At 39.4% G+C, this 10,735-nt stretch carries 7 protein-coding genes and 1 pseudogene; 6 read left to right on the plus strand and 2 right to left on the minus strand.

Annotated elements, in window-relative coordinates:
* Positions 1-14 precede the first annotated feature (14 nt).
* From mgtA to lpdA, 5 genes are all read left to right on the plus strand, one after another.
* Positions 15-2,627: a magnesium-translocating P-type ATPase gene (gene mgtA / locus LI954_RS12715; protein WP_202067412.1), complete on the plus strand. Its 2,613-nt coding sequence runs from the start codon at positions 15-17 to the stop codon at positions 2,625-2,627.
* A 1,006-nt stretch (positions 2,628-3,633) separates the two neighbouring features.
* Positions 3,634-4,743 carry a pyruvate dehydrogenase (acetyl-transferring) E1 component subunit alpha gene (gene pdhA / locus LI954_RS12720; protein ID WP_202067397.1) on the plus strand — a complete coding sequence of 370 codons (1,110 nt, stop codon included), beginning with the start codon at positions 3,634-3,636 and terminating at the stop codon, positions 4,741-4,743.
* Between the two features lie 2 nt (positions 4,744-4,745).
* Complete coding sequence (locus tag LI954_RS12725; protein WP_202067396.1) at positions 4,746-5,723, plus strand: alpha-ketoacid dehydrogenase subunit beta; 978 nt, start codon at positions 4,746-4,748, stop codon at positions 5,721-5,723.
* A 25-nt stretch (positions 5,724-5,748) separates the two neighbouring features.
* Complete coding sequence (locus LI954_RS12730) at positions 5,749-7,380, plus strand: dihydrolipoyllysine-residue acetyltransferase (protein WP_229444655.1); 1,632 nt, start codon at positions 5,749-5,751, stop codon at positions 7,378-7,380.
* Positions 7,381-7,387: 7 nt separating this feature from the next.
* Entirely contained in the window at positions 7,388-8,794 is a 1,407-nt protein-coding gene (lpdA, locus tag LI954_RS12735) for a dihydrolipoyl dehydrogenase (protein ID WP_202067394.1), read from the plus strand.
* Positions 8,795-8,909: 115 nt separating this feature from the next.
* Here the strand turns inward: lpdA and LI954_RS12740 are convergent, their stop codons facing one another.
* Positions 8,910-9,338, minus strand: a complete 429-nt coding sequence (locus tag LI954_RS12740) for a helix-turn-helix domain-containing protein (protein ID WP_202067393.1) — start codon at positions 9,336-9,338, stop codon at positions 8,910-8,912.
* 190 nt (positions 9,339-9,528) lie between these two features.
* On the opposite strand from LI954_RS12740, the gene LI954_RS12745 reads away from it, so the two are divergent.
* On the plus strand, positions 9,529-10,659 hold the full coding sequence (locus LI954_RS12745; RefSeq protein ID WP_229444656.1) for a serine/threonine protein kinase: 1,131 nt from the start codon (positions 9,529-9,531) through the stop codon (positions 10,657-10,659).
* Here the strand turns inward: LI954_RS12745 and LI954_RS12750 are convergent.
* Positions 10,623-10,735: pseudogene (locus LI954_RS12750) on the minus strand (IS30 family transposase); the annotation flags it as partial. The gene LI954_RS12745 and the pseudogene LI954_RS12750 overlap by 37 nt on opposite strands.

Below are 10,735 nucleotides of genomic sequence, written 5' to 3' on the forward strand. Positions count from 1 at the left end.
AGGAAAGAACAATGATGACAAATAAAAGAGTAACAGAATTGAGAAAAGAAACAAAAGAGCAGCAATTGAAAAAACTGGCAATGCTCTCTGAAAGAGAATTAATGATGGAATTGCGGACTTCTGAAAAGGGGCTATCTGAAGAAGATGCAGTAAAACGACTGGAAGAATTTGGTCCCAATGAAGTTTCAGCACAAAAGCCGATACCGGCAATTATCATGTTTATTGAAGCATTTAGAGATCCTTTTGTATTTGTTTTAGCCTTGCTGATGGTTGTATCCTCATTAACAAGAGACTACGAAGCAGCTGTTGTGATGGGGTTAATGATTTTAGCTAGTGTAATTATTACGTTTGTTCAAGAATATCGTTCTCAAAAAGCCAGCCTTGCGCTGAAAGAACTGATTGAAAACACAACGGCTGTAACCAGAGAGGGCAATACGAAAGAAATTCCAATGGACGAAGTGGTCCCGGGGGATGTTATTACTCTGGCAACTGGTGATATGATACCGGCGGATGCTGTACTAATTTGGACAAAGGACTTGTTTGTTAATCAATCTTCGTTAACTGGTGAATCCATGCCGGTTGAAAAATTTGTAGATGCTGGTGTAGATAAGGATCAGCAAAATATTTCCGCACTGGATATGCAGGATTTAATCTTTATGGGAACTGATGTGTTGAGTGGTCAGGGAAAAGCAATTATTTTAAAGACAGGTCAAAATACATTCTTCGGGGATATTGCTAAAAACGCAACGACACAAAGAGGAAAAACATCATTTGATATTGGGTTGACAAAAGTCAGCAAATTTTTATTAAGAATGGTCATGGTTCTGTTTCCGATTGTGTTTTTGATTAATGGTTTGACAAAAGGCGAATGGGGAGAAGCATTTTTCTTTGCAATTGCTGTAGCTGTCGGACTAACGCCGGAAATGCTGCCGATGATTGTAACAAGTAATCTGGCAAAGGGAGCCATTATGCTTTCAAAACACAAAGTCATTGTAAAAGAGCTTCCTTCCATTCAAAATCTGGGAAGCATGGATGTGCTGTGTACAGATAAGACCGGAACAATAACAGAAGATCGCGTAGTACTGGTGAAGCATTTAAATCCTTTGGGGGATGAGAATAAGCAAGTATTGGATATGGCATTTTTGAACTCTCATTATCAAACAGGCTGGAAAAATCTGATGGATATAGCTGTTATTAATTACTATACTGAAAATAAAAGAGAGACTCCTTTTCAAACTGTGACAAAACTGGATGAGATTCCTTTTGATTTCTCGAGAAGAAGGTTAACCGTTGTTGTAAATGCGGATGGACATCAGTTTATGGTAACTAAGGGAGCCGTTGAAGAGATGGAAGCTGTTTGTACTCATGCAGAAATTAATGGAGAAATTGTTGGATTGACTGAAGAACTGCGTCAGAAAATGCGTGATGTTAACCGTAAGATGAATGAACAGGGAATGCGGGTTATTGCTGTAGCACTGAAAAAAGATGTTCACAATGAAGCGATATATAGTGCGGATGATGAAAAAGATATGACGCTGATCGGCTTTATGGGATTTCTTGATCCGGCAAAAAAATCTGCAATTACTGCTATTCGTTCACTGCACGAGCACGGTGTAAATGTGAAGGTTCTGACCGGAGATAATGATATTGTTGCCAAAAAAGTTTGCGGGGATGTTGGGATTGAGGTTTCTCATGTTGTACTGGGATCAGAAATTGATGAAATGTCTAATGAGGAATTGGAAAAAGAAGTTGAGCTGACTAATTTGTTTGCTAAACTGAATCCAATGCAAAAATCTCGAATTATCGAAACACTTCAGAAAAATGGGCATACAGTTGGTTTTATGGGAGACGGTATTAACGATGCACCCGCACTTAGAAAAGCAGATGTTGGCATTTCTGTTGATACAGCTGCGGATATTACTAAAGATGCCAGTTCAATTATTTTACTTGAGAAGAGTCTGAATGTGCTGGAAGAAGGCGTGATTGAAGGTCGAAAAGTTTTCAGCAATATGATGAAATATATCAAGATCACAATCAGCTCGAACTTTGGGAATGTCTTTTCTATTTTAGTGGCGAGTGCCTTCCTGCCATTCCTGCCGATGCTTTCCATACAATTGCTGATTCAAAACCTGATTTATGATGTTGCTCAGCTGACGATCCCCTGGGATAATGTGGATGAAGATGAATTAGTAAGACCTGTTCGCTGGGAAATCAAGAGCTTAGCTAAATTTACACTTTGTATCGGACCTGTCAGCAGCATTTTTGATATTATGGCCTATCTGGTGATGTGGTTTGTGTTTGGGGCAAACACGATTGCAAACCAAAGTCTGTTCCAGACTGGTTGGTTTATGGTCGGTTTAGTCAGTCAGACATTGGTTGTACACATGGTGCGGACACGCAAACTGCCGTTTATTCAGAGTACGGCTTCTATGCCGGTAATTCTGACAAGTCTTGGAGCAATACTTTTAGGTTTCGGTCTGGTTATCAGTCCATTACGCGAGATTTTCGAATTTACCGCATTGCCAACAGCATACTGGGGATGGTTCTTTGCTATCATCATCCTGTATCTAATTACAGTCGAATTTGCCAAACGTTTATACATTCATTTGACGAAAGAATGGATTTAAAAAAGAATATGTTGTGACAGAAATGTTCTGTCTCAAGAAATAAGTCGGACTATACGAAAATAGCTACTCATATTTTCAGTATAGTCCGACTTATTTCCAGAACTGCTGTCTCTACGAGTCTAACGATTCTCGAGACAAAACATTACGCTGTATCCGTTTTTCTGCGTCTACGGTTCTCACTACACTTCGTTTCGATCTCATCAATTTCTAAACGGCAGAGCCATTAAGAATTGAAGGACTTCGTTCCGATTCTCGAAGTATGGAGGGGCTTTGCTTCTACGCTTCTTCGAATGCTCGAATCATACAAAGACTGGAACACCGTTTATTCGGTTTTAGGGATCTCAGACATACTTATGTCACAGTCCCTTTTTTGCTTTTAAAAAACTATCTAAGACGGGGAGTAGTTATCCTGTTCAAAGGGGTTAAGTGATGTTATTTGTTTAATAGGAAAAATCCGAAGGTAATTCGGTCAATCCAAGGGATAAATTGATATTCCGTTCTATAATTTTGGTATAAGCTGCTAATACTTTACAGCCTGAGGAATTTGCAAGACTGCTTTAATAAGGATTACAAGTAATAGTTGAAAAATAATATCAGAAATTTTGGATAAATATAAAATAATTGATAAAAAGCACTTGTTTTTGAAAGGGGTATCATTGGAAAGTTAAACAATGAGCAAGTACAATATAAGTATAAAGATATAACAGGTAGCTTTCTGTTATAATTTTTTGATGTAAAACACTATAACAGGAGGTGAGAAAACTTAAAAACAGATTTGAAACAGAGAGAAGGTATTTCAAACTTGTGACATTCATCACTATTCACTGTTTTATAAGGGTTTTTCCTTTTAGAAATCTTTTCGAATTCATTGAGTTTATTTACTTGCTCTTTTTTGAAATAAATGATAATTTGTATACGTAGCAGAGAAAATGATACAGATTTAAATGCTGTTTCATTTTTCTCTAAAATAAAAAAGAATTGTTAATAGAGAGGATTGTGTGACAAAATGGCAAACAAGAAAAAACCTATTGACTTTAATCAGCTAATGGATGAAGTCAACGCAGAGTTCCCGACTTACCAGGCACTGGATAAAGATGGGAAAGTTGTAAACAAAGAGCTGATTCCGGATTTATCAGATGAGGAATTAGTTGAATTAATGACACGCATGGTTTGGTCGAGAGTGCTGGATCAACGTTCAACTGCATTAAACCGTCAGGGACGTTTAGGATTCTACGCTCCAACAGCAGGACAGGAAGCAAGTCAATTGGCCAGTCATTTCGCTATGGAAAAAGAGGATTACCTGTTACCTGGATATCGTGATGTGCCGCAATTGGTTCAACATGGTCTTCCTTTAAAAGAAGCTTTCCTATGGTCAAGAGGACATGCCGGAGGAAATATGTACGCAGATGATCTGCATGCTATGCCTCCACAAATCATTATCGGTGCACAATACATTCAAGCAGCAGGCGTTGCTTTGGGTATGAAGAAACGCGGCAAAAAAAATGTTGTCTTCACTTATACTGGTGACGGCGGTTCTTCACAGGGAGATTTCTATGAAGCAATCAACTTTGCAGGAGCGTATCAGGCAAATGGCGTTTTCATCATTCAAAATAATGGTTTTGCGATTTCAACTCCTCGTGAAAAACAAACAGCGGCTAAAACGCTGGCACAAAAAGCAGTGGCAGCAGGAATTCCAGGTATCCAAGTAGATGGAATGGATCCTTTGGCTGTTTACACAGTTGCTAAGGAAGCACGTGACTGGGCAGCAGAAGGAAACGGTCCTGTCTTAATTGAAACATTAACTTACCGTTATGGTCCACATACATTGTCAGGGGATGACCCAACTCGTTACCGTTCAAAAGAAATGGACGATGAGTGGCAACAAAAAGATCCATTGATCCGTTTCCGTAATTATCTTACTGAAAAGGGATTATGGTCTGAAGAAAAAGAAGAACAAATTATTGAACAAACAAAAGAAGAAATTAAAACAGCAATTTCTGAAGCAGATAAAGTGGGCAAACAAAAAGTTTCTCATTTCCTGAAACATATGTTTGAAGTACAACCACAAAGTATTAAAGAACAAATTGCAATTTACGAAGCGAAGGAGTCGAAATAATCATGGCACAAAAAACAATGATTCAAGCTATTACTGATGCCCTAGCTCTTGAGTTAGAGAATGATGAAAACGTATTGGTTTTTGGTGAAGATGTTGGTAAAAACGGCGGTGTATTCCGTGCGACAGAAGGTTTACAGGAAAAATTCGGCGAAGATCGTGTATTTGATACGCCGTTAGCTGAGTCTGGTATTGGCGGATTGGCATTTGGTCTTGCTTTGGAAGGATATCGTCCGGTTCCTGAAATTCAATTTTTCGGCTTTATTTTTGAAACAATGGATGCAGTAGTTGCTCAAATGGCTCGTACTCGTTATCGTATGAGCGGTACAAGAAATATCCCGGTAACTATTCGTTCACCATTTGGCGGAGGAGTACACACTCCCGAACTCCATTCTGATAATCTGGAAGGACTGATGGCTCAGTCACCGGGGTTACGTGTAGTTATTCCATCAAATCCATACGATGCAAAAGGGTTGCTGATTTCTTCAATCCGCAGTAATGACCCGGTTGTTTTCCTTGAACATATGAAATTGTACCGTTCTTTCCGTGAGGAAGTGCCGGATGAAGCATATGAAGTACCTTTGGACAAAGCAGCTGTTACCCGTGAAGGAAGCGATGTTTCTATCATTACTTACGGTGCCATGGTTCGTGAAGCAGTCAAAGCTGCTGAAACGCTTGAAAAAGAAAATATTTCTGTTGAAATTATCGATTTACGTACTGTAGCTCCTCTTGATATTGAAACAATTATTGCGTCTGTTGAAAAAACAGGCCGTGTGGTTGTCGTTCAGGAAGCGCAGAAACAGGCAGGCGTAGCTGCACAAGTTGTTTCTGAAATTTCAGAACGAGCTGTTCTTTCTCTACAAGCACCAATTGGCCGTGTATCAGCACCAGATACCATCTTCCCATTTGGTCAAGCGGAAAATATTTGGCTGCCTAATGCTTCTGATATTGAAGCAAAAGTGAAAGAAATCGTTGAATTTTAATTAGTAAAGAAGGGAAGAAAAAACGATGGCTTATCAATTTAAACTACCGGATATCGGTGAAGGAATCGCTGAAGGTGAAATCGTAAAATGGTTTGTAAAAGCCGGCGATACAATTAATGAAGATGATACATTATTAGAAGTACAAAATGATAAATCAGTAGAAGAAATTCCGTCACCAGTGACAGGAACAGTGAAAAATATTGTTGTTCCCGAAGGCACAGTAGCCAATGTCGGTGATGTACTGGTCGAAATTGACGCACCGGGACATGAAGACAATGAAGGCAGCAGCGGAGCAGCCTCTCAGGAACAAACACCAGCACAGCCTGCAGCTCCGGCAGAATCATCTGGTTCAGGCGAAGGGGTCTTCCAATTCAAATTACCGGATATTGGTGAAGGAATTGCTGAAGGAGAAATCGTTAAGTGGTTTGTAAAAGCCGGCGATACAATTAATGAAGATGATACATTATTGGAAGTGCAAAATGACAAATCAGTAGAAGAAATTCCGTCACCAGTGACAGGAACAGTGAAAAACATTGTTGTTTCTGAAGGCACAATAGCCAATGTCGGCGATGTACTGGTTGAGATTGATGCACCGGGACATAATGCTGCACCAGCAAGTGTTCCTGCAACAGCCTCGACAGAATCTAAAACAGAAGCAGCGCCTGCAGCGTCTTCTGCCATTATTATAGCTGCCGATCCTAATAAACGTGTATTGGCAATGCCTTCTGTTCGTCAATATGCCCGAGAAAAAGATGTAGATATTACACAAGTTGCTGCAACAGGAAAAGGCGGACGTGTGGTCAAAGAGGACATCGACAACTTCTTGACTAATGGAGGTTCAGCGCCTGTGGTCTCAGCTTCTGCAGCAGTAGAAGCAAACGCCGTGAAAGAAACAGCGGCACCAGCTGCAGCTCCGGTGAAACCTGCTCAACCATTTACTTCAAACTTGGGAGAAATGGAAACGCGTGAAGCGATGACACCAACACGTAAAGCAATTGCCAAAGCAATGGTCAACAGCAAGCATACAGCTCCTCATGTTACGCTGCATGATGAAGTGGAGGTATCTAAGCTGTGGGATCACCGCAAGAAGTTTAAAGATGTTGCTGCTGAAAATGGTACGAAGTTAACATTCCTGCCGTATGTTGTTAAAGCATTGACAGCAACAGCTCAAAAGTTCCCTGTCTTAAATGCATCAATTGATGATGCAAAGCAGGAAATTGTATACAAACATTATTTCAATATCGGTATTGCTACTGATACAGATCATGGCTTGTATGTACCAAATGTTAAAAACGCAAATACAAAGAGTATGTTTGCGATTGCTGATGAAATCAATGAAAAAGCAGCGCTTGCTCATGATGGTAAATTAGCAGCTCAGGATATGCGTGATGGATCAATTACAATCAGTAATATCGGTTCAGTCGGCGGCGGCTGGTTCACTCCAGTTATCAATTACCCTGAAGTAGCGATCTTGGGCGTGGGTACAATTGCTCAACAGCCTGTAGTGAATGCAGATGGAGAAATCGTTGTTGGACGTGTAATGAAATTGTCACTAAGCTTTGATCATCGAATCGTTGATGGAGCAACTGCTCAAAAAGCGATGAACAACATCAAACGTTTATTGGCTGACCCTGAATTACTTTTGATGGAAGGATGATTAACAAATGGTAGTAGGAGATTTTGCCATTGAATTAGATACAGTTGTAATCGGTGCGGGACCTGGCGGCTATGTAGCTGCCATCCGTGCTGCTGAAATGGGACAGAAAGTTGCCATCATTGAACGCGAGTTTATTGGCGGTGTCTGCTTGAATGTCGGATGTATTCCGTCCAAAGCGCTGATCGCAGCGGGTCACCATTATCAGGAATCACTGGACTCAACACTATTTGGTATTACCAGTGAAAATGTAAAACTTGATTTTACAAAAACACAGGAATGGAAAGACAATAAAGTCGTAAAGACATTGACTTCCGGTGTTGGTATGCTGTTGAAGAAACACAAAGTGGAAATTATTGAAGGCGAAGCATTCTTTGTAGACGATCATACCTTGCGTGTGATTCATCCTGATTCTGCTCAAACGTATTCTTTCAACAATGCGATTGTTGCTACAGGCTCTCGTCCGATAGAAATCCCGGGCTTTAAGTTTGGCGGGCGTGTACTGGACTCAACAGGCGGTTTGAACTTAAAAGAAGTTCCGAAAAAATTCGTGATTATCGGTGGTGGTGTTATCGGTGCTGAATTGGGCGGAGCATATGCAAACTTAGGTTCTGAAGTTACAATAATTGAAGGAACGCCTTCAATTTTACCAACATATGAAAAAGACATGGTTAAAATTGTGGTTGATGATTTCGAGAAAAAAGGTGTTAAGATTGTGACTTCTGCAATGGCGAAAGAAGCCGTTGACAATGGTGACAGTGTGACTGTGAAATATGAAGTGGATGGAAAGGAAGAATCTGTCACTGCTGATTATGTAATGGTAACTGTAGGTCGTCGGGCAAATACTGAAGATCTGGGTCTTGAACAGGCTGGTGTTGAGATTGGCGAACGCGGCTTAATCAATGTTGATAAACAGGGCCGCACCAATGTATCAAACATTTTTGCAATTGGTGATATCGTACCGGGCGCTGCTCTTGCACACAAAGCAAGCTATGAAGCTAAAATTGCTGCAGAAGCAATTTCCGGTAAAAAAGTAGCCGTTGACTATAAAGCAATGCCGGCTGTGGCCTTTACAGATCCTGAATTGGCATCTGTTGGTATGACAGTGGCTGAAGCGAAAGAAGCTGGAATTGAAGCGAAAGGCTATAAATTCCCATTCGCAGGTAATGGGCGTGCTATTTCTTTAGGTAAAACAGAAGGATTTGTACGTCTGGTTACTACAGTAGAGGGAAATGTGATTATTGGCGCACAGATTGCCGGAGTAGGAGCAAGTGACATGATTTCTGAAATGGCACTGGCAGTAGAATCCGGTATGAATGCAGAAGATATTGCATTGACTATCCATCCTCACCCATCTCTAGGTGAAATTGTTATGGATGCTTCTGAATTGGCTTTAGGTTTGCCAATCCATATTTAAGCATATCATATAGTTTTGTCACACAGAAAAACCGAGCAAGCCAAGCTCGGTTTTTTATTTTTGCTCGTTTTCCAAATAAGCTTGGTTTACAAATTAATGTTCAAAACTATAACAATCAACAAATAAACGTCTTCAACCCTTCCTCATAAAGCAGATCGTCAATTGCTTCGATTGATAAGTGATGCGTAATACCATAAATAATGACTGCGTCCCAAGGATGTTTTGGATACAGCTGGGCATAGCCGATTTGTTTAAAGAGCGTATTTGTCTCCTCTAATGTCAAATCCAGTCCGATTGTTATCGCAACTAATTTTTCTCTAGGCGGTTTACGTTTTCCGTCAAAGTACTGGTATCCTGTAGCCTCGGTGATTCCTGCATTTTTTAGGACGTTACTTTTAGAAATATTTTTCTTTTCAAGCCAGCTGTTTAAATAATTTTTTATTTCAACATCGACAGTATATGGCTTTGTTTCAGAAATGGCCGATTTGAAGCTTTTTGCATTTTTCAAAGAATGAAGCAGCTTATCTGTATCTTTTTCTTCCATTATTTCCCTCCTTTGTAGCAGCGTGTAGTTCATACTATTTTAGCTGTAAAATTATTTTCCCCGTAATTTCTTCGTATTAACAGGTCGTCTTTAAATTACTGTAAAAATAGTATACAATGTCTTAGTGAAAGATGGTATCAAAAAAGCGACAAATAATCAACAGGAAACCAATTGAATGGAGTTTGGATAGATGGAAATAGGGGTTCCAAGTCAGGCAAAAAATGGTTACAAGCAGATTGAACGATTAACAGATAAAGTAGGCAGTCCCATGCTGGTTCGAAATATTGAAACGCAGGAATTTTGGGTTCAAAAAGAATATCCCTTTATTTTAAAGGAAAGTCTCGTTTCTCTGCAGCAAATCAAACACAGCAATCTTCCAAAAATTGATAAAATTGTTGAAGAAGATGGAAAAATTTATCTTTATGAAGAATATATTCATGGGAAAACGTTAAGTGAACTGATTTACTCTTCAGATTCTATGACAGGCAGAGAAGTAATGGAGATATCTTTAGCAATACTGAATGGGCTGACTGAATTGCATAAACAAGGATTAATCCACAGAGATATCAAACCTTCAAATGTCATGATTTCGAACGATCAGATTATCAAACTGATTGATTTTGATGCTGTCCGAAGAATCAGTGGGAATAAAGAAACTGATACAGTACAGCTGGGAACTGTTGGTTTTGCGGCACCAGAACAGTTTGGTTTTGCAGAAACGGATGCCCGCAGTGATATTTATTCGCTTGGCGTACTGATGAATGTCTGTTTAGTCAGAGACTATCCAAGAAATAAGCTGCCAGAGGATCTGTTTCTCCGAAAAATTATTTCCAGAGCAGTAAAAATGGATCCGAAAGACCGTTATCAAAATGTTGTGGAAATGCGTGAGGCCATACTGTTTGAATTGAAAAAAGAGCGTGAGGTTTATACTAAAGAAAAGAATGAGCAGAATAAGTTATCTGAGGCAGCTTTTGTGAGTGAAGCAAAATTGTCTCCTGAAAGTGAGATGCAAAATACTTCAAAAATAAGACTGCAAAAAATTTCTTTTAAAAATGATAATTCTGATTTTAGCTATAAGAAAGAAAAAGTTGTAAAGAAACACGATAATAGTTTTTTTAAAAAATATATTCCCGGCTTTCGAACAGGTAAGCGGTGGAAAAGAAATATTGCTATTATTGCGTATGTTGTATTGTTCATTGGTATTGTTGAGAATATAGTAAAAATAGAATCATTGAGCGGAAAAATATACTGGCTGTCAGAGTTCTTTTTTTATTTTTTCATTTGTCAAATTAAGCTAGACACTATCTCATCATCCATATAACTCAAAAATACTTCCATGGGGGTTCGATAGTTCAGTGATTTCCTTGGAATATGGTTCCTTTTTGAGGCAACCGATT

Source organism: Enterococcus sp. CWB-B31 (assembly GCF_020567645.1).
Classification (GTDB): Bacteria; Bacillota; Bacilli; order Lactobacillales; family Enterococcaceae; genus Enterococcus_L.

Bases quoted from the DNA above. Each gene is read 5' to 3' on its own strand.
- mgtA (WP_202067412.1), top strand. From the start codon at position 15: ATGACAAATAAAAGAGTAACAGAATTGAGAAAAGAAACAAAAGAGCAG.
- pdhA (WP_202067397.1), top strand. From the start codon at position 3,634: ATGGCAAACAAGAAAAAACCTATTGACTTTAATCAGCTAATGGATGAA.
- LI954_RS12725 (WP_202067396.1), top strand. From the start codon at position 4,746: ATGGCACAAAAAACAATGATTCAAGCTATTACTGATGCCCTAGCTCTT.
- LI954_RS12730 (WP_229444655.1), top strand. From the start codon at position 5,749: ATGGCTTATCAATTTAAACTACCGGATATCGGTGAAGGAATCGCTGAA.
- lpdA (WP_202067394.1), top strand. From the start codon at position 7,388: ATGGTAGTAGGAGATTTTGCCATTGAATTAGATACAGTTGTAATCGGT.
- LI954_RS12740 (WP_202067393.1), bottom strand. From the start codon at position 9,338: ATGGAAGAAAAAGATACAGATAAGCTGCTTCATTCTTTGAAAAATGCA.
- LI954_RS12745 (WP_229444656.1), top strand. From the start codon at position 9,529: ATGGAAATAGGGGTTCCAAGTCAGGCAAAAAATGGTTACAAGCAGATT.